The sequence below is a fragment of the Nonomuraea sp. NPDC050394 genome (assembly GCF_044459065.1).
Taxonomy (GTDB): domain Bacteria; phylum Actinomycetota; class Actinomycetes; order Streptosporangiales; family Streptosporangiaceae; genus Nonomuraea.
In genome coordinates this window covers 685,889-710,063 of the sequence record NZ_JBITIO010000001.1, presented here as the reverse complement: position 1 = coordinate 710,063, position 24,175 = coordinate 685,889, and the positions used below count along the sequence as shown (strand labels likewise).

Annotated in this window: 32 protein-coding genes; 10 read left to right on the top strand and 22 right to left on the bottom strand. The window is 67.8% G+C overall.

Going from position 1 to position 24,175, the window contains the following annotated elements; translation table 11 throughout:
* Positions 1-409 precede the first annotated feature (409 nt).
* The 8 genes from ACIBKY_RS03570 to ACIBKY_RS03535 all read right to left on the bottom strand — a co-directional run bounded on the left by ACIBKY_RS03570 (position 410) and on the right by ACIBKY_RS03535 (position 6,011).
* The gene (locus tag ACIBKY_RS03570) at positions 410-742 is read right to left on the bottom strand and encodes a hypothetical protein (protein WP_397094088.1); all 333 of its coding nucleotides are present in this window, start codon (positions 740-742) and stop codon (positions 410-412) included.
* Positions 742-1,077, bottom strand: a complete 336-nt coding sequence (locus tag ACIBKY_RS03565) for a hypothetical protein (RefSeq protein WP_397094087.1) — start codon at positions 1,075-1,077, stop codon at positions 742-744. Before ACIBKY_RS03565 ends, ACIBKY_RS03570 begins: the two co-directional genes overlap by 1 nt.
* 158 nt (positions 1,078-1,235) lie before the next feature.
* Positions 1,236-1,712, bottom strand: coding sequence for a hypothetical protein (locus ACIBKY_RS03560; protein WP_397094085.1), 477 nt, complete (start codon positions 1,710-1,712; stop codon positions 1,236-1,238).
* Between the two features lie 54 nt (positions 1,713-1,766).
* On the bottom strand, positions 1,767-2,090 hold the full coding sequence (locus tag ACIBKY_RS03555; protein WP_397094083.1) for a hypothetical protein: 324 nt from the start codon (positions 2,088-2,090) through the stop codon (positions 1,767-1,769).
* 110 nt (positions 2,091-2,200) lie between these two features.
* Positions 2,201-2,425, bottom strand: coding sequence for a hypothetical protein (locus ACIBKY_RS03550; RefSeq protein ID WP_397094082.1), 225 nt, complete (start codon positions 2,423-2,425; stop codon positions 2,201-2,203).
* Between the two features lie 118 nt (positions 2,426-2,543).
* Positions 2,544-3,167 (bottom strand): hypothetical protein, encoded by a 624-nt coding sequence (locus ACIBKY_RS03545; RefSeq protein WP_397094081.1) that lies wholly within the window; start codon positions 3,165-3,167, stop codon positions 2,544-2,546.
* 682 nt (positions 3,168-3,849) lie between these two features.
* On the bottom strand, positions 3,850-4,194 hold the full coding sequence (locus ACIBKY_RS03540) for a DUF6504 family protein (RefSeq protein ID WP_397094080.1): 345 nt from the start codon (positions 4,192-4,194) through the stop codon (positions 3,850-3,852).
* Between the two features lie 287 nt (positions 4,195-4,481).
* Positions 4,482-6,011: a hypothetical protein gene (locus ACIBKY_RS03535; RefSeq protein ID WP_397094078.1), complete on the bottom strand. Its 1,530-nt coding sequence runs from the start codon at positions 6,009-6,011 to the stop codon at positions 4,482-4,484.
* A 598-nt stretch (positions 6,012-6,609) separates the two neighbouring features.
* On the opposite strand from ACIBKY_RS03535, the gene ACIBKY_RS03530 reads away from it, so the two are divergent.
* From ACIBKY_RS03530 to ACIBKY_RS03510, 5 genes are all read left to right on the top strand, one after another.
* Positions 6,610-7,917: a purine-cytosine permease family protein gene (locus tag ACIBKY_RS03530; protein ID WP_397094076.1), complete on the top strand. Its 1,308-nt coding sequence runs from the start codon at positions 6,610-6,612 to the stop codon at positions 7,915-7,917.
* Between the two features lie 85 nt (positions 7,918-8,002).
* Positions 8,003-9,589, top strand: coding sequence for a hydantoinase/oxoprolinase N-terminal domain-containing protein (locus ACIBKY_RS03525; RefSeq protein WP_397094074.1), 1,587 nt, complete (start codon positions 8,003-8,005; stop codon positions 9,587-9,589).
* Positions 9,574-10,680, top strand: a complete 1,107-nt coding sequence (locus tag ACIBKY_RS03520; protein ID WP_397094072.1) for a DUF917 domain-containing protein — start codon at positions 9,574-9,576, stop codon at positions 10,678-10,680. The genes ACIBKY_RS03525 and ACIBKY_RS03520 overlap by 16 nt, the downstream gene beginning before the upstream one ends.
* 4 nt (positions 10,681-10,684) lie before the next feature.
* The gene (locus tag ACIBKY_RS03515; protein ID WP_397094071.1) at positions 10,685-11,767 is read left to right on the top strand and encodes a DUF917 domain-containing protein; all 1,083 of its coding nucleotides are present in this window, start codon (positions 10,685-10,687) and stop codon (positions 11,765-11,767) included.
* Between the two features lie 5 nt (positions 11,768-11,772).
* Positions 11,773-13,371 (top strand): helix-turn-helix domain-containing protein, encoded by a 1,599-nt coding sequence (locus tag ACIBKY_RS03510; RefSeq protein ID WP_397094069.1) that lies wholly within the window; start codon positions 11,773-11,775, stop codon positions 13,369-13,371.
* Between the two features lie 76 nt (positions 13,372-13,447).
* On the opposite strand, the gene ACIBKY_RS03505 is transcribed toward ACIBKY_RS03510, so the two are convergent.
* Positions 13,448-14,263: an N-acetylmuramoyl-L-alanine amidase gene (locus ACIBKY_RS03505; RefSeq protein WP_397094067.1), complete on the bottom strand. Its 816-nt coding sequence runs from the start codon at positions 14,261-14,263 to the stop codon at positions 13,448-13,450.
* A 91-nt stretch (positions 14,264-14,354) separates the two neighbouring features.
* Entirely contained in the window at positions 14,355-15,698 is a 1,344-nt protein-coding gene (locus ACIBKY_RS03500) for a hypothetical protein (RefSeq protein WP_397094065.1), read from the bottom strand.
* Between the two features lie 18 nt (positions 15,699-15,716).
* Between ACIBKY_RS03500 and ACIBKY_RS03495 the strand changes: the two genes are divergently transcribed.
* The gene (locus ACIBKY_RS03495; RefSeq protein WP_397094063.1) at positions 15,717-15,860 is read left to right on the top strand and encodes a hypothetical protein; all 144 of its coding nucleotides are present in this window, start codon (positions 15,717-15,719) and stop codon (positions 15,858-15,860) included.
* A gap of 57 nt (positions 15,861-15,917) precedes the next feature.
* Here ACIBKY_RS03495 and ACIBKY_RS03490 read toward each other — a convergent pair whose 3' ends face one another.
* From ACIBKY_RS03490 to ACIBKY_RS03465, 6 genes are all read right to left on the bottom strand, one after another.
* Complete coding sequence (locus ACIBKY_RS03490) at positions 15,918-16,757, bottom strand: hypothetical protein (RefSeq protein WP_397094061.1); 840 nt, start codon at positions 16,755-16,757, stop codon at positions 15,918-15,920.
* Between the two features lie 66 nt (positions 16,758-16,823).
* Complete coding sequence (locus ACIBKY_RS03485) at positions 16,824-17,117, bottom strand: hypothetical protein (protein ID WP_397094060.1); 294 nt, start codon at positions 17,115-17,117, stop codon at positions 16,824-16,826.
* Positions 17,118-17,175: 58 nt separating this feature from the next.
* The gene (locus ACIBKY_RS03480) at positions 17,176-17,784 is read right to left on the bottom strand and encodes a hypothetical protein (protein ID WP_397094058.1); all 609 of its coding nucleotides are present in this window, start codon (positions 17,782-17,784) and stop codon (positions 17,176-17,178) included.
* 142 nt (positions 17,785-17,926) lie between these two features.
* The gene (locus tag ACIBKY_RS03475; RefSeq protein ID WP_397094056.1) at positions 17,927-18,178 is read right to left on the bottom strand and encodes a hypothetical protein; all 252 of its coding nucleotides are present in this window, start codon (positions 18,176-18,178) and stop codon (positions 17,927-17,929) included.
* Positions 18,179-18,187: 9 nt separating this feature from the next.
* Positions 18,188-18,343, bottom strand: coding sequence for a hypothetical protein (locus ACIBKY_RS03470; protein ID WP_397094054.1), 156 nt, complete (start codon positions 18,341-18,343; stop codon positions 18,188-18,190).
* A 79-nt stretch (positions 18,344-18,422) separates the two neighbouring features.
* Positions 18,423-19,310 carry a hypothetical protein gene (locus ACIBKY_RS03465; protein ID WP_397094052.1) on the bottom strand — a complete coding sequence of 296 codons (888 nt, stop codon included), beginning with the start codon at positions 19,308-19,310 and terminating at the stop codon, positions 18,423-18,425.
* A 194-nt stretch (positions 19,311-19,504) separates the two neighbouring features.
* On the opposite strand from ACIBKY_RS03465, the gene ACIBKY_RS03460 reads away from it, so the two are divergent.
* The 4 genes from ACIBKY_RS03460 to ACIBKY_RS03445 all read left to right on the top strand — a co-directional run bounded on the left by ACIBKY_RS03460 (position 19,505) and on the right by ACIBKY_RS03445 (position 21,380).
* Positions 19,505-20,065 carry a hypothetical protein gene (locus ACIBKY_RS03460; RefSeq protein WP_397094050.1) on the top strand — a complete coding sequence of 187 codons (561 nt, stop codon included), beginning with the start codon at positions 19,505-19,507 and terminating at the stop codon, positions 20,063-20,065.
* A gap of 68 nt (positions 20,066-20,133) precedes the next feature.
* A complete protein-coding gene (locus ACIBKY_RS03455; RefSeq protein ID WP_397094048.1) occupies positions 20,134-20,472 on the top strand; it encodes a DUF3846 domain-containing protein in 339 nt (112 codons plus the stop codon).
* Between the two features lie 86 nt (positions 20,473-20,558).
* A complete protein-coding gene (locus tag ACIBKY_RS03450; protein WP_397094046.1) occupies positions 20,559-20,894 on the top strand; it encodes a hypothetical protein in 336 nt (111 codons plus the stop codon).
* A gap of 102 nt (positions 20,895-20,996) precedes the next feature.
* Positions 20,997-21,380 carry a hypothetical protein gene (locus tag ACIBKY_RS03445; protein ID WP_397094044.1) on the top strand — a complete coding sequence of 128 codons (384 nt, stop codon included), beginning with the start codon at positions 20,997-20,999 and terminating at the stop codon, positions 21,378-21,380.
* Between the two features lie 434 nt (positions 21,381-21,814).
* Here the strand turns inward: ACIBKY_RS03445 and ACIBKY_RS03440 are convergent, their stop codons facing one another.
* The 6 genes from ACIBKY_RS03440 to ACIBKY_RS03415 form a co-directional block, all read right to left on the bottom strand.
* On the bottom strand, positions 21,815-22,348 hold the full coding sequence (locus ACIBKY_RS03440) for a hypothetical protein (protein WP_397094042.1): 534 nt from the start codon (positions 22,346-22,348) through the stop codon (positions 21,815-21,817).
* Positions 22,349-22,356: 8 nt separating this feature from the next.
* Positions 22,357-22,692 carry a hypothetical protein gene (locus ACIBKY_RS03435; protein WP_397094041.1) on the bottom strand — a complete coding sequence of 112 codons (336 nt, stop codon included), beginning with the start codon at positions 22,690-22,692 and terminating at the stop codon, positions 22,357-22,359.
* On the bottom strand, positions 22,689-22,841 hold the full coding sequence (locus tag ACIBKY_RS03430; RefSeq protein WP_397094040.1) for a hypothetical protein: 153 nt from the start codon (positions 22,839-22,841) through the stop codon (positions 22,689-22,691). Before ACIBKY_RS03430 ends, ACIBKY_RS03435 begins: the two co-directional genes overlap by 4 nt.
* A gap of 13 nt (positions 22,842-22,854) precedes the next feature.
* Positions 22,855-23,451: a helix-turn-helix domain-containing protein gene (locus ACIBKY_RS03425; RefSeq protein ID WP_397094039.1), complete on the bottom strand. Its 597-nt coding sequence runs from the start codon at positions 23,449-23,451 to the stop codon at positions 22,855-22,857.
* Between the two features lie 80 nt (positions 23,452-23,531).
* A complete protein-coding gene (locus ACIBKY_RS03420) occupies positions 23,532-23,792 on the bottom strand; it encodes a hypothetical protein (protein WP_397094037.1) in 261 nt (86 codons plus the stop codon).
* A complete protein-coding gene (locus ACIBKY_RS03415; RefSeq protein ID WP_397094036.1) occupies positions 23,789-24,031 on the bottom strand; it encodes a hypothetical protein in 243 nt (80 codons plus the stop codon). The genes ACIBKY_RS03420 and ACIBKY_RS03415 overlap by 4 nt, the downstream gene beginning before the upstream one ends.
* Positions 24,032-24,175 lie beyond the last annotated feature (144 nt).

Here is a 24,175-nt window from a genome sequence, read left to right as displayed (position 1 = left end):
CACCCCGTGGTAGCGGCGCACATACTCCGCCTGCGACCTGCCATCCCAGCCCTCCCACCAACGCCTCGCGCGTACGCGCGCGTTAGCCTCCCGAAACTCCCGGGGCGGGGTCTGCCCTCTGGTCAAAGGGTTCTCAGTGGTGGTGGTCATGAGGCTCTCCGTGAGGTCATGGCGGCGATGTGGGAGCCGTAGGCGAGTACGCAGGCTCCCCGGACTATGGGGGCGTCCTTGCGGGCCACGAGGGGGTGGATGGGGACTCCGCAGGTGCAGGTGATGACGCCGGTGTCACGGTCCATGGTTTCCGGTACGTGGAGGTGGGCGGTGCCGTCTGGGGTGGCGGTGGGTGCGTGGCGGGGGCAGAGGTTGGTTCCGCCGAGGATGCCTTTCTGGAGCATGCGCCAGCCGGGGGCTATGGGTTCGCCTTGCGCATAGCGATGGTGTGGTAGGAGGCGGGGCAGTGCGCGGCGGCGCATCGGCGGATGCCCGGCGGGGCGATGCGGAGTTTGTCGATGGTGGCGATGAACCAGGCGGTTTTGTAGCGGTAGGGGTTGGAGCCGTCCGCGCGGAGGACCTGGCCGTCGAGCCGCACGTCTCCGGGGAGTCCCTTGGCTGGGGTGGCTTCGCCGATGATGAGGGCGAGGGGGCGTTCGCGGGAGAGGGCGGCGCCGGCGGGGATGTAGACGAGGCGGCCGGGCTGGAGGTCTTGGAGGGTGACGTGTGCGATGTCGGTCTTCTCCGCCATCAGGTGCTCCTCTGCTGGTGGATCAGTTCCCAGACGTCGGGCAGCTTCGGCGGCTTGATGCCCAGCGCGGTCATCAGCCGGATCGCCGGGCTGGTGTCGTAGCCCAGCCCGTGCAGGATGAGCACGTACGTCGGGCATGGCCAGGCGAGCTGTTTGCCCCTGTGGTTGCGGCATGTCGGGCACTTGGGTATCTCGGACCAGGTGTCCGGGGCGTCCCAGTTTGCGGGGGCGTGCGTGGCCATGAGTGCGGCTTGGCCGCCCTGGACGCGCCGGATGTAGTTGGTCGCTCCCCATGAGGTGAGCGCCATGCCCTTGAAGCCGTCAGTTTCGTTCACCTTGTCTCCTCTGTGTGGGCTTCGTTGTGGTCGCCGGTGCATGCGACGGGGCAGGACGGATGCTCACTCGTCGAACTTGAGCTCGACCGTGGCGGTGGGCGGTGATGTGGCTGTCGGCTCCAGGTATCGGGGCGCCGGACGCTCGGCGGCCGGGGTGGTCAGTCTCCGTATGAGCAGAGGATCCAGGCGGGGGCGGGCTGCTTGGGGGTGATGGCGAGGGTGGCCAGGGCGGCGGCGAGTTTGGTGTCCCAGTCGTGGCGCTGAGGGCCGGTGGCGAGCCGGTCGGGCTCGATGAGGAGGGTGGAGCCGCGGTTGACGGTGATGATGTGGGCGGCGATGACCTGCATGGGTTCGACGTGGTTGCAGTACGTGTCGAATTGGACGCCGATGCGTTGCATGGCCTCTTGCTCGCGGGTCCAGTAGTCGTCATCACGGCGGGTCGCGGACGTCTCGGTGAAGCCGGACGCGTTCAGGAGGTGGCGCATGGCCTGGTCTTCGAGGTCGTCGTCGCTGTCCTCGTCGTACCAGGCGAGGGTGACGAGCTTGTCGTAGTCGTCTTCGAGCTCGTGGATGTCCCACGAGCCGCTGTCTCCGAGGTTGTAGCCGTAGGCGAGGATCGCGTCGCTGGATGACATGGGCTGCTCCGGGAGGGCTGGGTCCGCCGGGCGGGGGCGCCTGGCGGCGGGGGGCTACTTGGTGGAGAAGCCGAGGAGGTGGGGTTCCACGGTCCAGGATTTGTACCGGCAGGCGACGATCACTTGGTGTGTGATTTCGGCGGTGGCGAGCGTCTCGCCGTCTCGGATGTCGGCGGCGATGGCGGCGGTGACGCTGAAGGTGATGCCGGTGTTGTTGCCGAGGTGGTCGGTGAGCATCTGGGCGATGTCTTCGGGGGTGGCGTACCGGAGGGGTTTGTACTCGCCGATGAGGCATTCGGTGCAGGCGCAGTCCCAGGGGTCGATGGCGAGGAGTTTGGGGCGGGGGTAGTTCTCTGCGAGGTCCTCGCTGAACGTCACGGGCTGCTTCCTTTCGTGACCCCTTGCACGATTAGTTCCTGGAAGTTTCATTCCAGCTACTAATGCCTTGGGGCGGCTGAGGATGGCGAGGCGGGCACTCGCGGGAGGTTTTAGGCGTCGCCGCGACGCTGGCGGATCACGTCGGCCGTGAGGTCGGCGGGGGCGGTCAGGTAGATCGGGGTGCCGTCAGCGCCGGTGCCGACGCAGACGCGCGGGTAGGTAGCACTCTCGGCGACGTTGCGGAGTTGGTTGCGGCGCGCGAGGTACGCGAAGAGGAGCGTGCCGCCCTTGAGCGTGAACGGGATGACGATGGAGGCGATCTGGATGGCGGTCATCTGCAACTCCCGAGGAAGGGCCCTGTAGCCGGTCGCGGCTGCCTGCCGCTCACAGATCAAAACCTTAGCAAGCTTCTTTAAAGTTGTCTATAGGGGCTCTCGACAAGGCGAATCATCCTCAGGAGTGGGCGTTGATGAGGTACCGGCTAACCGCGTAGACCTCCTTCAACAGGCGATGCAGCCTGTCGAGTTCGACCGAGTAGACCTCCAGCAGCTCCTGGATGGTCTCCGGTTCCTCGTACTGCTTGAGCTCGACAGCCGCCGAGCGGTAGCCCTTCGTGTGCGCGTCGATCGCCTGGCGGGTGTGTTCGGCGGCCATCCAGGCAAGAACGAGCGGCTGCGCGACGAGCGTCTCGTGGGCGCGATAGCCGGGCGGGATGGCGTCTAGGAGCCAGGCGGCCAGGCGCTCCTCCCCCACCGACACGCTGGGCGGCGGCAGCACCGCGGGCCAGCCTGGCGGTGCTGGAGCGTGAACGACCTCCGGCACCGCCGCAGCGACGCTCTCAATGGCAATGTCGATCTCGTCGTAGCGGACGTCGCGCATGCGGACGACCTCATCCTCAGGCACCCACACAGGGCCACGCTCTTCCAGCCCGCCGCGGTAGCCGGGCACGTATTCCACCCAGGAGATGCAAGCCTCGCGGGTGCCATCGAGGTGCTCCCGAAGTGCGTGAAGGTACCCGGCCTTGGCAGCATTGCGCGGGAGTTCGACGGGCTGCGGGGCGGGTTTGTCGGTGGACATCGGTGACGCCTAGCGAATCGAAGACTCTTTCGATTCAGAGAGTATCGCAGCAGGTGGTAGAGCGGTACGGACCGCAGCGTCGCTTGGGCCCGCGTTCACGGAACGTGCTGTTGAGCGCCTCCGGGTGCGGATCGTCCTCCCCTGGACTGCTTCTTTCAGCCCACGAGGGACAAGGTCGCTCCTTGTAGTGCAGAGCACTGGATGTACGGTTCACCGTTCTGCGTCATCATGAGCGGGCGCCGTTGCTCTTCTCGGCCCGTCCGGACTGCGATACCGGAAGGTCCGGTGGAGAGGAGGGTCCCGAGTGGACAGCGACGACGGCGAGCGGAAGAAGCCACGCAAGGGGATTCACATAGCGGTGGCGGTACTGAAACTGCTGTTGTGGATCTTGTGGATCTGGTTCGATCCGCGTCACCCCGGCTAGTCCGAGGTGGCTGGGCCCCCTGTCGGCCGGGCTTCGCACTCCTGCGGACAGGGGGCCCTAGACCCACAGTAGGCGTCCAAGTCGAACCCTGTCCCCTCCCCTAACGATCTTGCGGTGTGGGTACAGCACCACCCTGGAGAGCGTCTCCCCTCCTACGGGTGGGTGTCTGTTCTACTCGCACGCCTAAGGGCTTGTTCAAGGCTCCGCCCTTCGGCGAAACCAGGTAGGCCAGCATCGGGTGATCTGAGCGCCGCTGCATCAGTCTTCGAAGCCGATGAGGGTCCATGTGCGCCGGGCCGTGTCAAGTTTGATGACGAGGACACCGTCGCGATCGATGTGGGCGGACTTGGCGCGGACCTTGTAGTACCAGTCGTCGCCGGGCGCGTCGGGCGGCAGGTCGTTCTCAGTCCACCACGGGCGGGATTCGCACCAGGGGTCGCGTTCCCACCCAATGATCTCGTAGGTGCGGTTTCGCGCTGGCCAGTGAAAGCGGGTGGGGCGGCCTAGCGGGAAGGACACGTCGTCATCGTCCTGGGTCTGGACGTCGATGGTCTGGTTAACCAGGTGCGCGAGGTCTGCCGGGTCGAAGTGCTCCCCCTTCATGGGGCGAGGGTACGCCCCCGAGTTCAGGCCAGGGGCGTAGGACGGTCACGACGCGGCGCGGTGCGCTTCATGCTGTACGCAGAGCATGTGCCTGCCGAACGCGTTCCAGAGTTCTTCGCCGTTGGCGACCACGGGTCCGGAGAAGTCGCCGCATTCGCAGCCCGCTCGATGCATGTCGCGGCCGGCTGTCGCGGAGAGGATCGGGTCGAGGTGGCGTGTTGGGGCGTGTCCGGTGGGGGCGATCAGCGGGTCTTCCCACCACGGCAGTGGGTGTCGCGGGCTTGCGCTCATTGCCACCCCAGGGTGTTGGTCGTGCCGCCGTACCAGAAGCCTGATGCCGGGGTGGGCAGGGTCTGCGACAGGTTGCTGTTGAGGTCAAGGCCGACGTTCGGGGTGACGGTGTGTTCTCCGCGGGTTGGCGAGGTGTCGAAGGGGCGGGGATCACGCTCGTTGTCGGCATCCTTGCCCCACGCCGCCGAGTTGGGCGTGGCCGTCGAGGTTGGTGGCGGGGTGCCTGTCGCCGTTGGGCTTGGGGTGGGCGTTGGTTCTGGCGTCTCGGATGGCTCGGGCGTTGTGGATGGCTCAGGAGTCGTGATGGGTGTCTGGGTGGGCAGGCCGGAGGGGGTTGTGGACGGTTGAGGGGTTGACGACTGCTCGGGCGAGGAGCTCGGCTGCGGGGGTGCTGCCGTGGCGGTGCTTGTCGTGTGGATGGGGGGTTCCGTTGTCGCTGGGACTGGGGCTGTCGGCGTGCTGGTTGCCTTCGTTGTTGCCGTGTGGGCCGTGGTCGCCTTCGTTGGCGGGGCGGAGGTCGCGGCTGTCGCGGTCGCGGGGTGTGTAGGTGGGGCGGTGGTTGCTGGCTGCGCTGGCGGCGACGTGGCGGTGCTCATCGCTGCGGGGGTTGGGGTGGCTGGGAACGTTCCGGAGGAACCGGTCGTGAGGACATCCGGTGTAGGTGACGATTGGTCGGGCAGCGCCGCGGGCTCGTCCGTGGGTGGCGAACTCGGGGCGGCTTCGGCGACGGCCGCGGGCGGCTCTGGCGGCGGGCCGGTGGCCAGAAGGGGCGCCGTGGCGAGGAGCCCGCCGGCGGCTACAACGGTGGCGGCCTGGGTGAGGGTGACACCGGTTGCGGTGGCGACCTGGGCGATGGCGCCGCTGGCGATGCTGAGCAGGCCGGAGCCGCCTGCGGTGACGGTGCTGGAGGTGGCCACGGCGGCGCTGGCGCCGCTTAGCGCCGCGGTGGTGCCGGCGGTCCCTACCCCTGCTGTGCCTGCGGCAGCGGCTCCCGTTGCGCTGCCCGACGTTGCGAGGGACTTCCCTCCGAGGAAGCCGGCCACGCCGGCAGGAACGATCGCGGCGGCGTCGAGGCGCGTAAATCTCCCCAGAATGCGCCTGGCGGCGTCGCGGATTTGGATGATCCGTACCTGGGCGAGTAGGCGGTACGTGTGGCCTGTAGAGGGGTCGGCGACGGCAAGCTTCAGGAGGTCTTCCTCCCGTTCGAGCACGGCGCCGATGACCTGGCTCGCCTCGGGCGCCTTCTTCAGCAAGTCGTAGATGAAGGTCTTTCCGCGGGTGAGGGTCGTGTTCTGGCGAAGATGGCTAATGATCTTCTTGGGTTCTAGGTCTTCCTCGGTGACGAGGCGCTCGCATTCCAGCGACAGCAGCGCGAGCAGGACTTTCTCGCGCTCGTCGGAGAGGGTCAGTTCGGCGGCGAGCGCGTTGACTAGCGCGAACCTGTCGGGCTGCTCGGTGCTGGGGCGTTGAAGGGCGCGCAGGTAGAGGCTGAAGAGGTAGTCGTGATCGCTGGGCGGAATGGTCACGTCTGGCGGTCCTAGGGGAAAGTCCGTTGCGAGCACCTACGGCCAGGGGCAGGTGGTGCGCCTGGCGGGAGCGGTCGCGTCGCGGAACGCGGGCATGGTGGTTGCTTTCGTCGAACAGCAGGCGGGGCCTGGACGGATGGACTGTGGGTGCTCCACGGGAGCGGGAGCAATTGGCTGGAGGGGTCACTATGACCCGAAGATCCCGACATCGAAATGGGCGGTTCGCATGGCCCGCGTGCTGCGGGAGTGCACTTCGACCTCCAGCTCCGCCAATAGGGAAAGCGCACCTACCAGCTCCGGAGAGGACCTTGGGTTGTGGGGATCCCCTGTTGGAGTAGATCGGGCTAGGTCATGCTGCGATTCCGTGACTCTCGTTACAGCGGGCAACGTGGCCGACCTGGTCCGCGGCAACTGTCCAGCCTGTTGGGCTACGTGTCGTAACCACGCATGCTTGAGCGTTCAACCTCATAGGCAAATCGCCTTTTCATGGCTTCCATTCTGGGCGGATCGCCTCTTCACAGAGCTCTCAGGTGAGCTCTAGCGTCTCCCCCACGCACAGAACGAAGGGACGGTGCCTATGACCTCAACCGCGTCGCCTATGGCGACCGATGACGGATTAGCTCGCGACGACTACGCTCTCGAACGCGTGCCGGCGGCGGCCAGGTACGGCTGGCCAACCGTCGCGATTCAACGCTTCGGCCTGTTGTCAGCCCTGTCGCAGTTCCTGCTCGGCGCAACACTCGGCATGGGGATGACGTTCTGGTCGGCTGTCCTCGCCGTCACGCTCGGCGCCGTCATCCTGGAGATCGTCGCCATCGCGATCGGCATCGCTGGCATGCGTGAGGGCCTATCGACCAGCGTGCTGGCGCGCTGGACAGGGTTCGGCCGCCACGGATCGGGCTTGGTGAGCTTGGTCATCGCCACGGCGCTCCTCGGCTGGTTCGGTGTCCAGTCCGCGGTGCTCGGGCAGGGCCTCTCTTCACTTCTGGGCGGCCCCGCGTGGGTCTGGGCGATCGTAGGCGGTCTGGCGATCACCGCGATCGTGGTGCCCGGTTTCGCGGGAATGGCCTGGACCGCGTGGATCACAGTTCCTGCCTTCCTCGTTCTTGCGGGTTGGGCCATCGTCGTCGAGCTTGGTAAACAGCCCTTGGGCGACCTCATCGCCTCCGCCCCGCCCGGCCCGGCACTCAGCCTCGCCCAGGGCGCCACCCTGGTCGCCGGCGGCTTCATTGTCGGCGCGGTCATCTCGCCGGACATGTGCCGTTTCAACCGCACCGCTCGTGACGTGGTCAAGCAGACCGTCGTGGGGATCACGCTCGGCGAGTATGTGCTGGCGCTGGTCGGTGTGCTCCTGGCTCATGCTTTGCGGACTGGCGACATCGTCACCATCGTCACCACGACCTCTGGCGTCATCGGCACCATCGTGTTGGTTGCCGCAACGTTGAAGACGAACGACTGGAATCTCTATGCCGCGGGGCTCGGCATCACCAACGTCCTGCACACCACCTTCGGCGTCCGCGCCGGACGAGCTGTGGTCACGATCATTCTGGGTGTCGTCGGCACGACATTGGCCGCGCTCGGGATCGCCGATCACCTGGTGGACTTTCTGATCTTGCTCGGCGTCGCCATTCCCCCCATTGCCGGAATCATGGTCGCTGAGTACTACGTGGTGCGCCGCTGGAGCAGCCTCCTGGAGGAGTCCCGCGCGACTGGCAGCGTCCCCACGTCTGCTCCCAACTGGGTGCCTGCCGCGCTCGTCATCTGGGTCGCGGCCGCCGCCATCGGTAAGTACCTCGAATGGGGAATCCCTGCGCTCAACGCCCTGCTGGCCGCGTTCGTCTTGTACGTGGTCGCGGGCAAGTTGGGCCTGACCGGGTCCCCCAGCCGTGGCAAACCCTCCGCCTAGTATCCGCTGCCGCGGTCCCAGCCATTCGGCGGACCGCGGCAGCCTGCTGCAACTTGCCCCAGTTACACGAACAGGAGCCCATCCCTTGCGAGTAGGGATCGACGTCGGCGGCACCCACACCGACGCTGTTTTGATGGACGGGACCACCGTCCTCGCATCCATCAAGACCGCCACCACCCCTGATGTTATGGGCGGCATCGTGGCCGCCCTTGAGCAACTCCTCGCCTCACCTGGCGTGGACCGCTCGGCCATCGACGGCGTCATGATCGGGACAACGCATTTCACTAATGCCCTGGTCACCGGGCGAAGCCTGGCGCCCACCGGAGTAGTTCGGCTTGGGCTGCCGGCCACATCCGCGTTGCCGCCGATGGTGGATTGGCCGCAGCGGCTAGCAAACGCGATCCAGGCTAGCGTCCATCTCTGCCATGGCGGCAATGAGTTCGACGGGCGCCCCATCTCCCCGCTCCGGCCGGACGAGCTGAAACGAGTCGCCGCGCAGTTGGAGAAGTCGGGGATCGGCAGCGTCGCTATTTCGTCTGTGTTCTCCCCTGTCAATGCCGAGATGGAGGAAGAGGCGGCTGACATCCTGCTGGCCGAGCTGCCGAACTTGCACATCAGCATGTCGCACCAGATTGGCCGCGTCGGGCTCTTGGAGCGCGAGAACGCGACCATCGTGAACGCCTGCCTGCGCAACCTGGCTGATGACATCGTCGAGGCCTTCGCCGCAGCCCTGTTGGCCGTGGGCGTGTCCGCTCCTCTGTACCTCTCGCAGAACGACGGCACCCTGATGGATTCGGAGTTCACTCGCATGTATCCGGTGCGGACGTTCGCGTCGGGCCCGACGAACAGCGCTCGCGGCGCGGCGTTCCTCGCTGATCAACCTGACTGCGCCGTGGTGGATATCGGGGGCACCACCACGGACGTAGGCGTTCTGACCGGCGGCTATCCGCGGCAGGCCACTGGCGAGGTGGACATTGGCGGGGTGCGAGTGAACTTCAGAATGCCCGACGTGCTCTCCGTGGGGCTCGGCGGTGGAAGCCGGGTCACGCGCCCGCCTCAGCTTGAAGTGGGCCCGGATTCTGTCGGCTATCAGCTGACCCAGGAGGCTCTCGTCTTCGGCGGCCAGGTCCTGACGGCTACCGATCTGGCCGTCGCCGCGGGCCTGGCCGATATCGGCGACGCCTCCCTTGTCCGGCACCTGGACCGCAATCTCGTCAACCGCGGGATCGCCTGGATGACTCAGCGGATCACCGACCTGGTGGATCGTATGAGGGTGTCGGCGACACCACTGCCCGTGGTGCTCGTTGGGGGCGGAAGCATCCTCATCCCGGCGAGCCTGCCGGGTATCCCGTCCGTGCACCGGCCTGAGCACCACGCCGTGGCCAACGCCATCGGGGCTGCCATCGGGCAGATTGGCGGGGACGTGGACCGGCTGTTCGCCATCACCGCTTCTCGTACGAGGGAGGAGGTGCTGGAGGAGGCGCGCGCCGAGGCGATCGATCGCGCCATCTCAGCTGGTGCCGCCCCGGGCACCGTACAGATCACGGAGATCGACGAGGTTGCAGTCGCCTATCTGCCCGGCAACGCGGTGCGCGTCCGGGTCAAGGCAGTTGGAGAGCTCGATCTCACCGGTGAGGCGACCGGGAAGGAAGACGAATGGGCATGGAACTGACCATGTGGGCGCTGCGCGATCTCGCGGAAGGCGCGGCGGTCCTCGGCACCGGAGGCGGCGGCGACCCCTACGTGGGCAGGCTCCTGGTCGAGCAGCAACTGCGCGCCGGCCGGACGATCCGCATCATCGGAGTGGACGAACTGCCTGACGACGCGCTCGTGCTGCCGTGCGCCCTCATGGGAGCACCGACCGTCTTCTGGGAAAAGCTGCCTGGCCCGGACGGCATCGTTACCGCGATGCGGACCCTTGAGGGTCGGCTCGGCCGTAGGGCGGCCGCGACCATGCCGATCGAGTGCGGCGGCTTCAATTCGATGATCCCGCTTCTTCTCGGGGCGGAGGCCGGCCTGCCCGTTGTGGATGCTGACGGGATGGGGCGGGCCTTCCCTGAGCTCCAGATGGAGACGTTCGCTGTGATGGGCGTGCCCGGGTCGCCCATGTCGATCGCGTCCGATCACGGCGACGCCGGGATTATCGACGCGGTGACGAACCAGCGGATGGAGTTGATCGCTCGCGCGATGACGGTGCAGATGGGCGGCTCCGCGTACATCTGCGACTATCCGATGGACGCAGCCACGGTGCGCCGTACCGCTGTGCCGGGAACGCTCACGCTGGCGACCCGGATTGGGGCCACACTGCGGGAGGCCCGCGAGCATCATCAGGATCCGTTTGAGGCGCTGACAGCGATGCTGGCCGACACCATCTACAGTCATGGCGTGCAGTTGTTCAGGGGCAAGGTGGCGGATATCGACCGCCGGACGGTGGATGGGTTCGCCCGCGGCCGGGTCACGCTGGAGGAGATGAACGATCCGGCCGACCGGATGGAGATCGTCTTCCAGAACGAGCATCTTGTGGCGCGGCGCAACGGGCAAGTGGTGGCGATCGTCCCGGATCTGATCTGCACGCTCAACAGCGAGACGGGAGCGCCCGTCACCACCGAGGCGCTGTCCTTCGGCCAGCGGTTGACGGTGTACGCGATCTCTACGCCGCAGATCATGCGCTCGCCGGAAGCGCTGGCGTGCTTCGGGCCCGCCGGGTTCGGTCTGGACGAGCCCTACGTGCCGGTCGAGCAGCTCGGTGGCGGGCGGAACTGACCTCGTGGAGATCACGGTTGATCTTGTCGATGACCTTGCCGCCGGCGCGACCCTGCTGGGGTCCGGCGGCGGCGGTGACACGGGGATGGCGGCGCGGATGCTGCGGCACGCGCTGTCCCAGTACGGGCCGGTACCGCTGATCAGCGCGAGCGACCTCCGGCCTGACGCGCTGGTCGTCCCTATCGCAGCGACGGGCAGCATCACCGTGATGATCGAGCGGTTGCCCGCCGGCGGGTGCTTCGTGAATGCTGTTGCGGAGATAGGCCGCCTGGCTCGGCGACCCGTGGCTGCCATCCATGGGTTCGAAGTGGGTGGCGCGAACAGCCTGTTTGCGTGCGCCGCCGCAGCGTGGACGGGCTTGCCGTTGATCGACGCGGACGGTATGGGACGCGCGTTTCCTAGGGTTGATCAGGTCACTTTCAACCCCGGCGGGATCGCAGCCGCGCCCGCGGTGCTGGCCGACACGAGCGGCAACCTGGTGTCCATCAGCGTGGCCCGCGACAACGCGGATGCCGAGCGTCTCCTACGTGCGGCGCTGCCGGCGTTGGGCGGCTGGGCTGCGACAGCGATCTACCCAATGTCTGCCAGGCAGGCCGCGGAGTGCGGGATTACCGGATCCATCTCCGGTGCGATCACGCTGGGGCAGCGGCTCCGGGACAGCCAGCGGAACCCGCGCGGCCGCGTCGGTATGCTGGCCGACTTCGGCGCAGACCTGCTGTTCTCGGGAGGCGTCGTCGAGGTCGTACGCCACCCGCGGCCGCGAACGGGCGGCGCCTTGACCATTGAGCACCAGGGCGCGGCCGAGCGGACGATGCGGCTGGAGATGGCGGATGAATTTCTACTCGCGATCGACGGTGGAGAGATCAAGGCTCAGGTGCCCGACATCATCTGCGTGCTCGACAGCAGGACGTGGGAGCCGGTGCTGGCCGAGACGATCGCGCCCGGCCGGCACGTGAACGTGCTGCGGATTCCCGCGCCTGCCGCGTGGCTGGCTCCCGAGGCACTGCCGCTCGTGACGCCCGAGGCGTTCGGGCTGCGGGTCCTCGACGGCCCTGGAACGCTCCCGCCCCAGAGCCCCACAGTATGACGACCGTGATCACAGTCCGCGATCTCCTCAATGACGACGCCTTCCTTGGCCACCAGTTGCTGGGCGGCGGTGCCGGCTTGGACCAGGTCGTCCGGAACGCGGCCCTCGTCCACACCGGCCATGACCTGAGCCGCGTCCCGCCCAGTTCGGTGGCCATCATGGATGTGGCCGACCAGAAGGGCGTCAGCAGCCAGCATCTAGTGGAGGCGTTCACCCGGCGGCTCCATGGCCGCGGTGGGCGCCTGCTCGTGATCGTCGGTCGGCTTGAGGCGGTCTCGCGGTCCACAGTGCGGCTCGCTGACCGGTTCTCCCTACCTGTCGTCGCCGTCAGACCTGAGTCGGTTCCAGGGTCGGCGCACGCGTTGACCGCCAGAGTGCTTGGTCTGGTGCAGAATCCCGACACGCTGTACGCGCGGGCGGTTGCCTCCGTCGCGCCAAAGTTGGCCAAGGCGGGCACCATCGACCGAATCCTTGGCGTGATCACCGAGGCGTTGAAGGGGACGGCGGCGCTGGTGACCGCCGATGGGCGGATCATGGCGGGGATGGTGCGTTGGACGCCCCCAGAGGAGGCGACTCGGCACCCGAGCGTGGTGTCAGAGAGGTACGCCGATCACGTGATGGCATCGTGCCCAGTGCCGTGGACCGACCACCAGTTGTGGCTTCTGTCCGAGGTCCCCAACGGCGGGCCCGCGTGGCAGGAGGCGGCCCGTGCTGTGCTTCAGGTCGCAGCTCCTGCGGTCGCTGCATGGGTGGCGCGGGATCGGCTTCAGGCCGAGCGGGAGCGAGGACGCCTGACCGGGCTACTCTCCGAGCTGTTGCAGGTGGAGCAGACGAACCAGATCCCGGGACATGTGGCCGCTCGTGCTGGCCGGGCAGGCATCGTGCTCGATGGCTGGCACGTTGGCGTCCATCTCACGTGGCTGACCCCGGTTGACGACACCGCGGCCTACATGGAGCTGACGCCGCAGTTGACGTCCGCGCTGGCTGAACATGGATTCGGCGTGCCGCTGTTCGAGCGGGTAGACGGCTGGTCGTCGTGGGTGACAATCCCTGAGCGGCCCTCATACCCGGAGACGACCGCGATTGCGGCCAGGTTGAGGACGGCAGTGGAGTGGTTCAACACCACTTACGTGGATCATCAGGCGTATGTGCCACTGGTGGGCGGAGTAGGCCGACCGGCGACAGGACCTGCGGCGATTGCTGGCACCCTGGCCCAGGCGCAGCAGGCGGCCATGGTCGCAGGTAGCGACGGACCGGGTTCGGTTGAGTCGATCAGTGAACTCGGCCCTGAACGGCTGTTGCTGGCGTGGTTCCGCGATGAGTCATTTCAGGCGCACGCGCGTTCCCTGCTGGAGCCCGTACTGGCCGCGCCGGACAGCCTCGCGCTCCTGGAGACGCTGGAAGCGTATTTGGCCTGCGGCTCATCGCCAACGGAGACGGCCCGGCGGCTAGACCTCCACCGCAACACAGTGGCACTGCGGATTGCGGCTGTTGAACGGCATCTTGGGGCGTCGCTGGCGGACGTGGACCGGCTGACTCTTCACCTGGCCTGCCGGACGGTCACCGCGGCTTTGCGAGCCAGCCGACCGACTGGAGCGGGGTAAGGCCGGGCTGGATTTACCCCGCATGGACGACGGTCGGGCGTTGGCGCCCACACTGCCGATATCGCGGGCGCCCTGCTTACGCGGCGGCGCGCCAGGTGTTCGGGCCGACGATGCCGTCTGGATCGAGGCCCTTGGCGCGCTGAAAGACCTTGGTCGTGGCCGCGCTCATAGGTCCGTAGCGGCCGTCCACCACGATCGTGTACTTCAGGGCCTTCATGCGGTTCTGCCAGGTGGTAACGTCCGCGCCGCTCATGAGCGGCTGGCCAGGCTGGTAGGTGAGGTGCCGGCCGGGGAAGGCAGGCCAGTCGGTTGGCCGGCCGGTGGGCGGCTTGGGCGGCTGTGCTGGACTGCCGCCGTCGCTGTAGCGGCGGACCTTGCGGACGAAGTCGTCCCACGGGAAGTTGCCGCCTGGATCCCAGTGGTCCGACCGCTTGTACACGGCGCTGACATCCTGGTGGCCGACAATGCCGCGCTGGCCAGCCCTGAGCTGGGCGCGGGTAAGCCGCCGGGCCGGGATGTTGTGCTTCCGGCACCATGCGGCGACTTCCCGGGCGGCCAGGTTGAGCAGGTCGCTGCTGTAGTCGTCAGCCCATTGGGCGTCGTTCTGACCGGCGCGCCCGGCGAGTTCGATCTGGAGTCCGTCTGAGTTGCAGCCGGGGGCGGCCCACGCCGTGTCGTTGTCAGCGACGCAGCGGACGACGCTGTTGTTGTCCACGCACAAGTGGGCGGAGGCCTTCGTGGAGCGCTTGGCGAAGTATTGGGCAACGTTCTCGGCGACGTTCGAGCTTTCGCCCGTCTCCATGGTGTGCACCACGATGACGCGGATCGCCGCGACGCGGCCCTCATGCTTGTTCGGCGAAGTGATCGTCTGCACCGGTGCCTCCACTTCCACGGTCCAGGTCCTCGACGTCCTGGTGGTTGGGGAGGGAGAGTGGCGGGCGAGGCCGGCTTGTGTCTGGGCCCGAGCGTGCAGCCAGCGCCAACTAGGCCTCGGCGCGCATGGTGTGGGCCCACCACAGCAGGGCGGCCGAGACGAGGCAGGCGGCGGTGAACCAGAGCGGGGACACGGGCGCCGTCTCTGTCCCACGGCTGTAGAACGCGATGTCGCCGTAGATGTCCCCGCTCAGGCCGGTGCGGTTGTCGAGGGAGCCGTCGCGCATCCAGACAAGGGCGACCACCCCGACGACCACGGTGAACCCGGCCGCGGCGTGAAGGAACAGGCCGCCCATCGCCAGCCGGAACGTGCGCCGCGTCCCCCGGTGCGCCGCGATCAGCACCAGGACGGTCACGCCGCCGACCCCGGCGGCGGCCTCCGCGGTCCACCAGATCGCGGGCAGAACCTCCCCCATCCGGCGGGTCAGGTGCCAGATCGGCACGTGCGGGCTGATCCACAGCACGTGGCCGTTGCCCAGGTTGGCCAGCGCCGGGATCAGCGGCAGCGCGCACGCCCCCAGCCGGGCGGCCACGACCGCGCGTGCCGTCATGGCGAGCGGGTACAGCCGGACCGGCGCCGGGACCGGCCGGCAGCCGGGGTCGGCGAGATCGTTGGCGGACCTGACCAGCCAGATCATCGTCAGGGCGCCGGCGACCCCGCCGATGACCTCGCCGGTCACGTCGTCGAGGTCGAGGACGGCCATCAGCGGGATCCCGATGAGGATCAGGGCGAACGGCACGATCAGGGCGGCTGCGCCGTACCGGATGGTCGCGCGCCGCCAGCGGCCGTCGCGCGACTGGGCCCGGATCACCAGAATCGTCCAGAGGAGCTGCGCCGCCCCGCCGTAGAGGCTGAAGTCGAGCGTCCCCCGGGCCGCGCGCCAGCCGAGCGCGGAGAACACCTCTTCGGCGATCATGACCACGTGGGCCGCGACACCTGTGAAGAGCACCAGCGAGGCCGCGCCCATGACCGGTCGCAGCACGGGGTGGAAGGCCAGGACGAGCCCGAGCGTCACGAGCAGTTCGAGCACCGACGCCCACCAGGGCCACTCGGGCGCCACGAGATAGACCATCCAGAACGCCGCGGCCGCGTACAGCGCCACCCGCAGCAGGCGCGCGCCGCGCTCCGCGGGCGGCCGCGCCCCCTTCACCGGGCCCCGCAGGCTCTGCCAGAGCGCCCAGGCCCACAGGCCGCCGGCCGCGAGCAGCAGGGGCACCTTCGGCGACACCGCCGAGGAGTCCACGCCGGCCAGGATCTGCGACAGCGTCGGCTCGGCGTCCGTCTCCGGCTCGTAGAACAGCGTCAGCCGCCACAGGGGCCCGATGTCCTCACCTACCAGCGCGAACACGGCGGCGGCCACGACCGCCAGCGCGTATCCGCCGGCGAGGAGCATGGCGGGGATGTCTAACCGATGGCGACGCACAACACCGTTCCAGGGGGTGAGCAGGGATACGAGCGCCTCACCCTAGTCGATCATCACGACATTCCGGTGTACGGCGGGCGCATCCAGCGGCGTACCCAGACCGTGCCCGCCAGCACGATCACCACGACCTAGTGCGGAAGCGGCGGGGCGCTCGCTCAGGCTGGAGGGTCAGGCGGCGTCTGGCAGGTCCTAGTCGGGGGCCTTTTCCTTGATGAGGGCGAGGGATTCGGCGGTGGCGGCCGCTTCGTCGGCGTTGAGAGCTTCCACGGTCACGGCGTAGCGCTGGTACTCACCGAACTCGCCGCTGTTGCTGTCGCTGTCGCAGGTCGGACGCTCGCCCTCGACGACTCCGGCGATGTACAGCGGGGACGGCGACTTGTCGAGGTGGAGCAGTCCGGTCACGGTGTACATGCGGGTGCTCTCCACATCGCGGCCGTCGATCTCGAAGACGTGAGGGGGATGGTTCATGGTGGCCTCGGTGATGCGGACCAGGCCGACCTCTCCGAGCGGGGTGGCTTCCAGCGTCTCGGCGAGGATCCGCTTGGCGTCTTCCAGCGTGTGGGCCTTGATACGGGCCACCGCGTCCAGTTCGATGTCGAGCGCGTAATTGTGCAGGGCGGCAGCCTCGGGCGACGCTCCGAGCCGAACGGCCGTGACTTCCTCATCTTCATCTGCACGGTAGTGCTCGGCGAGCTCCAGCCAGCGGACTCCGCCCTCGTTGAGGTGGTCACTGATGGCGTCAGGGTCGGCGGCGATGGCGTAGGGGACGTCCACGGCAACGGTAACCGTGCGGAAGAGGTGCGCGGACGTCTCCAGGGTGACAAGGACACGGCTGAGGCCGGGGTCGGTGGCGGGCGGCAGCTGGTAGTCCTCGCGGTCTGGGTCGAGGAACATTCGGCAGGCGAGCTCGGCGAGTTCGCGCTGCCTTGCGGTGACGTCTCCAGCGTCATGACCTGCGGCGAACGCGGCGGCCACGTGGACGAGCGCGTCAAGCTCGTCGGATGCGAAGAACGTGTGGGGCTGTATCACGGGTGGTGTTCCTTCGGGTGGTGCTGGGCGGGCCGTACGCCGCTCGATGGCTCCGCCGGGGTTGGGTCAGGGTTGGGGCAGGAAGATGTCGAGGCCTTCATGGAGGCGCGGGCCGGCCGCGCCCTGCCCAGGGTCGCCGCTGTCCGCCGGTGCGTCGGCGGGGGTCTCGTCGATGACGTCGATGTCGCCTTCGATGGTGAGCCCTTTGATGGTGACGTCGGGGTCGGTGCTGGCCAGGTTGAGGCTCTCGATGGCGTCGCGCAGCTTGGCGCGGGCCTCGCTGCGGGGGCGGGCGGTCACCGCGCCGCTGATGAACGTCTTGGCGTCGAGCTCGAAGTTGGTCACGGGGAGGTTGCTCACTGGTCGATTCCTGAGTGCGGGGAGCCGCTCCGTGTGGGAGCGGCTCCGGCTGGACGAGTCAGAGGGGGATCTCGGTGATGGTGGTCTCGGGGGCGGGCTTCAGATTGGGGTCGGGCGGGGTGACGTTGAGGAGTTCGCGGTCACGGCTGATGGCTTGGCTTGTGAATTGGACGACGCCGTCCTCCCACGGGATGGTGACTGTGATGCCGTTGATGGCGTCGAGCCGCTCCTGCGCGATGTCGGCGTTGGTGGCGTACACCTTCGCTGTGGCGCTGGCTGAGAGGCCGAACTCGTAGCAGCGCTCAGGCTGCCCGGCCGGTGCCGAAACGGGCGTTGGCTCGTCGTCGAGTTGCTCAGGCTCGGTCAGTCGGGTGTGGCCGTACAGCCCCCACGATTCACAATTCCAGTAGCAGGGCTGGCCTCGCTCGGCGTGGCAATGCTGGCAGCCGTACGCGTAGGCGATGGATGGCCGGTCGCCTGGCTCATCGTCGCAGGCCTCGACGCGGTATCGCTCGTACGCCTGGCGAAGGATGACGCCGGGGTGGACGCGGGCGCGTTCGAGCCGGTGGAGGATGTCGCCGATCGCGTCTCGGGAGGCTTGGTCGAGGTCTTCGTCATGGGCGAGGCGGCGGTTGCCGGGCATGTAGGCGTCGTTGACGTACGCCATCACTGCGATCACTCCGCTGGAGGCGCGGTCGCTGTTGGTGGGGTCGTCCGGCCTGTGCAGGATATCTGTGCGGGGCATGAGGTCTGGGGTTCCTTCCGGGGGCGTGGCCCGTGCGCCGCTCGTACGGGCCCGCAATGATCAGCTATTGGGTGAGGTCGGCCAGGTCGGTGCGGGCGGCCAGGAGGTCGCCGTGGGCGCGTTCGTAGCGGTCCAGGACCTTGGCGACGAAGGGGCGGGTCTCGGCGTCGCGAATGGCGAGCGCGTGGGCGAGGTCGATGGGGGTGGCCAGGGGGACGCGCACCACGATGCGGAGGCAGCGGCCCCAGCGAGTGACATTGCGGTGGGCCGCGCTGAGGGCGAGCTTGGCGAGCCAGAGTTCAGCGGCGGGGTGCATGGATGGCTCCTAGTGGCCGGTATTGGCGCAAACCCAGCCGAAGCCGGGGGCGAAGGTCACGGCGGGGGCGTCACAGGTCCGGCAGTAGGCGGGGGGCGAGGCGGGCTCGTCGTCGCACCGGGGCGGGAAGATCAGGTCCCCGAAGAGGCGGGTGAGGGTGCGCATGGGTCCTCCACTGGGCGCAGGGGTTTGAGGTGCCTGCCCCGGCTGGATGGTGTCGGGGCAGGCGGGTTTAGGTCTGGGCTCAGTGGTGGTTGCCGCGCTTGCGGTAGGTCTTGAAGCCGAACCAGGCGGCGACGGAGATCCCGGCGAGGATGGCCAGGATTCCGATCACGCGGAGGATGGCGTCCCAGATGCTGCCGTCGTCCTTGTTGGCAGTGGACATGTTCTGGAAGGCGATCCATGCCGCCGTGTAGTCAGGCTGGGCGGTCACGGTGGTGACGGGGGCGGCTGCGGTCGGGAAGGTGACCGTGTTGGGGTCGGTGCCGGGGGGGTCGGTGGCGAGCATGGCGGGGATGTTGTTGATCACGGTGGGCTGCTGGCCTGTGGTGATCGGAGCGCCGGGGACGATCTTCGTTGTGGTGATGGTCGGGCGGGGCTTGGCCGTGGCCGACTTTGTTGGGGTGGCGCTGGGCTTCGGCGTAACCGTCTTGGTCACGGTGGTGGTGGGCGTCGGGGTGGCGGTGGAGGCGCTCGCGCTGGGCGTCGGGGTGGCCGTGATGGTTTCGGTATCCGTTGGCGTCGCGGCCGGGGTGGGCGCGGCGGCGGTGACGCTGACCTCGCTGATGGGCACGCTCCCGATCAGCGTGAGGGTGTAGTCGCCGGGAGTGTCAGGGGTGAAGGTTCCGGTGAGGGCAAGGTCACCGAGACAGTTCGGGTTGCCCGACTCCGTGGCGAGGCTGGTCTTTCCGCCTGCGGGGTTTCGCAGGGTGATGATTCCGGTGCAGGCGTTGGTGATGACCGCCTTGACCGTGACCAGCTTGCCTGTGGTGAGGGCGGTGCCCGAGGTGGGGGTGGTGATCTGTCCGGTCTCGGCGACGCTCGCACGGGCGGCATCGACGAGGAATAGGAGGCTGGCCACGGCTGTGCCGAGGAGGACCGCCAGCACAGCGAAGAGGCTCCTGAAACGCATGCGTTTCCTTCCGGTGTGATTCCTACAGGAGCGCCGCTCGCTCCCGTCGAACAGAACAAACACTAGCAGCTATCTTTAACGACGTCTATGCAGGATAAATCGAATCGCCGCCATAGACAACTTTAAAGAAGCCTGCTAATGTTTGAGGAGTCGGCAGGGGCGAGCGGCGCTCCCGCAACCGGAAGGAACACCCAATGGCCAAGACCCGCGAGTCATCCCACCAGACCCACCTGAACTGGCTCATGCGGCTGGCGATCACGGTGATCTCCCCGCTCGCCTCCGCCAACTCCTGCGAGTCCGCCCAGCGGGTGACGGAGTCGCTGGCCCTGGCCCGCCAGATCGCCGAGCGATACACGGGCGACCACACCGCATGGATCCAGGTCCGCGCCAACGTCATGGACGCGCTCGCCTACATGGGCCGGATTACCGCAATACACAACGACTTCACTCAGGTGGAGGACTCGTTCGTCCAAGCGCGGGAACTCTGCCGGTCCTACCTCGTCAGCCTCACCCACTCGCAGCGCGTACAGCTCGCCGCCTACGACGGGTTCAGGAATCCGCATCTGACCGAGGAGTCGCACGAGGAGGGACGCGACCCCGCGCTCGTGATCGTGCTCACGCCTGTGTATGCGCCGGAGACGCCCGCCAAGCAGCGGGTGCAGAACAAGGCGGACGAGAGGTTCGTCGAGCGCTACCCGGCGTTGGCCTTGGCTGAGGCCCTGTTCGACGGCTCGGTCGTTGTGATCGCCGCCTGACAGTCCATCCCCGGGTCCGCCCGAGCGGCGGGCGGGCCCCACCAGCACCATCGGAAGGAATCACCCCTGTGAGCACCGCGATCGTTCTGTCCCCCACGGGCGAGGTCCGCGAAGTCAGCCTGCCAGCGACCGAGAACAGCCTGCCCGTCATGTATCGCGAAATCGGGTGCCGGTCTGTGGACGTCGTCCGCCTTACCTCGCGCCTGGACATGTGGTTGGACGACGAAGGGATCTACACCCAGCCGGTCAACCCCTTCGCAACCGCGTTGGCTCAACAGCATGGCTACGTCCACCAGCCATACTTCGGCAACGCGCTCCTGTGCAGCGTGGACGACGAGGGCAACAGCATCGACCTCACCACTGACCAGGTCCGTGCCCTTCTGACGCACCTGCTCGACGTCGTCTAACCATCCAGATGGGTTCGGGCGCGCTGGCCTTCGTCAGCGCGAACGCGCCTAACCCCGCTCAGGCTCCAGTAAGGAGTTCCGAATCCATGAGTATGTCGATCGTGCTGTTGCCGAACGGCCAGATGCGGCACGTCAACCTTCCCGCAGCCGACACCCTGCCCCTGACGCTGGACCTGCTCGACTGCTTCGCCGCCGAGCGCCGTTCCCTTCGCCCGCAGGTAGTCATGTGGATCGACGCGGGAGGGCACGGCCTGCGGGAGGCCAACATGCCCGCAACCAAGTTGAGCGTCCGGTACGGCGGCGTGTGGAAGCCGTACTACGGGCCTGTCCTGCTGTGCGGCATCGATGAGCAGGGCCGCAGCCACGATCTCACCGTTGGCCAGATCCGCGAACTCCTTCCCTACCTGCTCCGTATCACCTAGCCCTTCGGACCCGCCACACGACGGTCCTCACCTCCTGAACCAATCTTCTGGGCCCGCCCGAGCGGCGGGCGGGCCCACTGCCTGACCGGAAGGAACTCCCTCATGACGCTGACCCACATCGACCTGATGCGCATCCTGTTCGACGCACAAAGGCGCGGTGCTATCCCCCAGCCCGCGCTGAACCGCGTCCCCCCGGTGGCGATGGGTGACCTCGACCCCGGCCGCATCGCCGAGATGGACGAGGACAAGCAGGTCATCCGAGTGTTCATCTGGACCAGCGAGCCGCGCCCGGACCTGGCCCGCGCCTACTTCGACGTGATCGCCCCCCACTTGGAAGGTGCGTGGGAACTGGACGTGCTGCTCGCGCATGGCGACCCTGCCGATCGCACGGCGCAGATCTCGCAGCGCTGGTTCCCCGGTCCCGCCGAGCCGGTTCCAGCGCGGCTGCTTCCGACTCCGCCGTTGCATCCCGCTATCCCTGCCTGACCTGGGAGAGGCGCGGCGGGATCGGATAGCCACCAGTACCGCGCTGCTCGGCACGGTGGAGTTTCCGCTCGTCCAGCGTCCGACATGCCGAAGGCCCACCAGCGTCCACGCTGGCGGGCCTTTTCCGCGTTGATGAAGCAACGGCCCTTCGTGGCGGTGGCCGCCGCGCCAGTGGCTAGGAACTGGCCCCCGCAGGCAGTTCCCGGATACCCGGCGCGATCCGCTTCGGGCGCCGGAAGCCGTGGTGGGCGCCGTACCCCGAGCAGGAGGGCCGCCGCCGGCCACTGAGTGATCGGGGGCGCCGATGATGGCCGCGCAGGATCCGTTCGGGGTGTCCCCCCGGACGGAGGGCGTGCTCGATCACCCGGTCGGCACCTGTCACGGCGGGGGGACCATGGCCGTGGCGATGGCGAGATGGGCATGCGTTCTGGTGGTCAATGGATGACCTCTCCCCCGTCGTCGGCCTGGGCTTCTCTGGCGGCTTGGGCAACACGGTCTGCCAGGCCGGTGAGATCTATGCCGTGGGACATGGCGACGGGTCCGCCATCCTTGCCGGTGATCTCCAGAGCCTTGACGGGCTGGTATCGGTCGCGCCTGGTACGGGCGAGGTACTCCAGGGCGAGCTTGCCATTCGGCGGTGTCCACTGCTCCTCGACGCTGCCGTCTGGCCGCTCCGACCGCTTGATCAGCACTCCGCCCTTGAAGTCCTGGAAGATGACGTTCACCGCGGCGACCTCGGCCTCGGCGCGCGCTTGCTCGACCGCCTCGGCGAAGTCGCGAAGTTCCTGGGGAGCGTCCTCCTTGGCGGCGTCGGACAGCCATCGGTAGATGGTGGACTCGCCCACGTTGGTGAGCGCGCAGGCGGTGGCCAGATAGAGCCCTTCGCGGACGTGGTCGCACAGCCGTTCTTGGAGCTCGGGGGTGAGCTTGGTTCGGCGGCCGCCGGGCTGCTTGCCTTCTTCGGTCATGACCTGCCTCAGTCCGAAGTTGTGCCGTGGGTGGTGGTGACCGTGAATGTGGGTTCGCCGTCGTCACGCCACGGGTTGAGGTCCACGGCCAGGACGAATTCCTGCTCGTCCTGGCAACTGCACGGGAAGTGGGTGGGCATGCCGACGTAGTGGTTGTGGGCGCAGTTGCCATGCTTGGGGCGGTGGTCGAGTTCGGCGTTGAGCGGCTTGGAGATGTCGAGGGTGATCGTGCTGCCGTCCGACACCGTGACGGTGACCGTGATCTGGTCGATGGTAGGTACCGGCCTCGATGCCCGGCCCGCGAGGGCGGTAAGGGGTGTCCGGCGCCCGCCGATACCGGTCATTTGCCCTCCAGGATGTAGGTCTCGAAGACGCGAGCGCCGGCCACGATGTCGTCGGCGGTGCTCTCGTGGGAGCCGACGTACTCGGCGGACAGCTTGAGTGCTTGGAGGCGGATCTCGTCGATTGGCTGGGGCGGGTCGAGGTAGGTCACTGGTGGACTCCTCTCAGTGGCTGGAGCGCGCAGTAGCGCGCCATCTGGTGTTGTTGCTGTGGATTTGCCGCTCGACGAGGTGGAGCGTCTCCAGGGCGCGCAGGGCCTGCAGAGTCCGGTCTCGGCTGCCGGTGAGGTGGTCGAGTTGCACCCTGGCGACGCTGCGCGGGTGAATGCGTTGGAGGCTGGCGAGGATCTGCTGGTGGTCGTTGGCGTGGGCGACCGGCTTGGCCGCGGCCGGTTGAGACGCGGTGGGTGCCGGGGCCGGCACGGTAGCTGCGTAGTGGCGTTCGATTTCGATCACACCGTCTGGATGCTGGCGGATGATCTCGCGGATCAGGCCGGTCTCGTCTGTGGTCGGCTGTGCGGAGGTTTGTGTGGATGGCTTATGGGGGTCGGGGGCAGGCTGCTGTTGTGTGCGGGCTCGGTCCGCTGCGGTGCTGAAGGCTGGGTGGCGGCGACGCCAGAGGTAGATGGTGGACGGAGAGATGTTGACCTCGCGGGCAGCTTCGGCCGCCGAGTAGCCGTTGCCGAGCAGGGCGATGAGGCGGCCTTGCAGGTCGGGTGTGAGCTTCGTTGGCCGGCCGGGGCCGCGGCGTGGGTAGGTCACGTCTTTCTCCTAGTGTGGGTGTCGCGCGCTCATGCGGAGGTGCCGCGGTTGGATGAGGTGTGCGGTGAACATGAGGCGTCTTAGCGGCTGGTGTTGACGTCGAGGCGGGTGGGCGCAGGTCGGGGGTGGCGAGCGCGGTAGGTGCGGTTGGCTGCGCTGACGGCGGAGAAGGCGATGAAGGCGGCGGTGATGCTCCACAGCACGCCGGACATCACGCCGGTGGTGGCCATGGATGCGATGAGCAGGGCGGCGATGATGAGGTTCCGGATGAGCGCGCCGACGAGCGCGCCGCAGCCAGCGAGAAGGGCGACGCCGTCATCGTCCAGGTTGTGGGTGTTCATGCGGCGGCGCCTGCGGGGAGCCGCGGGGTGAACCACGGATTCGCCGCGGTGATGCGCGGAATCACAGCGGTGTCGATGTCTGTCTGGTCGGGCTGCGCGGCTTGGTCCCGGTGCCTGACCGCGCTCCAGGGCTCCCGGTCGAACAGGCCGGCGTGCTCAGAGAGGAGTTGGTCGTAGATGGGTGTGCCGGCGTCGGCCAGCGTGGGCGGAGTGCTCGGGGGTGCGGTGTGGGCGATCATGCGCGGGAGCATCCCGGGCGGATGGGGTTAACGTCTGGCTCCGATTCGGGACGCGCGCAGCCGCAGCGGAACGCCCCGCAGCCCTTGGCGGGCGGCGGGGCGTGCTCGGGGCGCTTTCTGTCGGCTGGCTCCTCTGTTGCCGCC

Coding starts and splice junctions, on each gene's coding strand:
- ACIBKY_RS03570 (WP_397094088.1), bottom strand. CDS start 742: ATGGCGGAGAAGACCGACATCGCACACGTCACCCTCCAAGACCTCCAG.
- ACIBKY_RS03560 (WP_397094085.1), bottom strand. CDS start 1,712: ATGTCATCCAGCGACGCGATCCTCGCCTACGGCTACAACCTCGGAGAC.
- ACIBKY_RS03550 (WP_397094082.1), bottom strand. CDS start 2,425: ATGACCGCCATCCAGATCGCCTCCATCGTCATCCCGTTCACGCTCAAG.
- ACIBKY_RS03545 (WP_397094081.1), bottom strand. CDS start 3,167: ATGTCCACCGACAAACCCGCCCCGCAGCCCGTCGAACTCCCGCGCAAT.
- ACIBKY_RS03540 (WP_397094080.1), bottom strand. CDS start 4,194: ATGAAGGGGGAGCACTTCGACCCGGCAGACCTCGCGCACCTGGTTAAC.
- ACIBKY_RS03530 (WP_397094076.1), top strand. CDS start 6,610: ATGGCGACCGATGACGGATTAGCTCGCGACGACTACGCTCTCGAACGC.
- ACIBKY_RS03520 (WP_397094072.1), top strand. CDS start 9,574: ATGGGCATGGAACTGACCATGTGGGCGCTGCGCGATCTCGCGGAAGGC.
- ACIBKY_RS03500 (WP_397094065.1), bottom strand. CDS start 15,698: ATGCTCCTCGCCGGCGGATACGCGCTGGCGGTCGTGGCCGCCGCCGTG.
- ACIBKY_RS03495 (WP_397094063.1), top strand. CDS start 15,717: ATGGCGACGCACAACACCGTTCCAGGGGGTGAGCAGGGATACGAGCGC.
- ACIBKY_RS03480 (WP_397094058.1), bottom strand. CDS start 17,784: ATGGCGTACGTCAACGACGCCTACATGCCCGGCAACCGCCGCCTCGCC.
- ACIBKY_RS03475 (WP_397094056.1), bottom strand. CDS start 18,178: ATGCACCCCGCCGCTGAACTCTGGCTCGCCAAGCTCGCCCTCAGCGCG.
- ACIBKY_RS03470 (WP_397094054.1), bottom strand. CDS start 18,343: ATGCGCACCCTCACCCGCCTCTTCGGGGACCTGATCTTCCCGCCCCGG.
- ACIBKY_RS03465 (WP_397094052.1), bottom strand. CDS start 19,310: ATGCGTTTCAGGAGCCTCTTCGCTGTGCTGGCGGTCCTCCTCGGCACA.
- ACIBKY_RS03460 (WP_397094050.1), top strand. CDS start 19,505: ATGGCCAAGACCCGCGAGTCATCCCACCAGACCCACCTGAACTGGCTC.
- ACIBKY_RS03450 (WP_397094046.1), top strand. CDS start 20,559: ATGAGTATGTCGATCGTGCTGTTGCCGAACGGCCAGATGCGGCACGTC.
- ACIBKY_RS03445 (WP_397094044.1), top strand. CDS start 20,997: ATGACGCTGACCCACATCGACCTGATGCGCATCCTGTTCGACGCACAA.
- ACIBKY_RS03440 (WP_397094042.1), bottom strand. CDS start 22,348: ATGACCGAAGAAGGCAAGCAGCCCGGCGGCCGCCGAACCAAGCTCACC.
- ACIBKY_RS03435 (WP_397094041.1), bottom strand. CDS start 22,692: ATGACCGGTATCGGCGGGCGCCGGACACCCCTTACCGCCCTCGCGGGC.
- ACIBKY_RS03420 (WP_397094037.1), bottom strand. CDS start 23,792: ATGAACACCCACAACCTGGACGATGACGGCGTCGCCCTTCTCGCTGGC.
- ACIBKY_RS03415 (WP_397094036.1), bottom strand. CDS start 24,031: ATGATCGCCCACACCGCACCCCCGAGCACTCCGCCCACGCTGGCCGAC.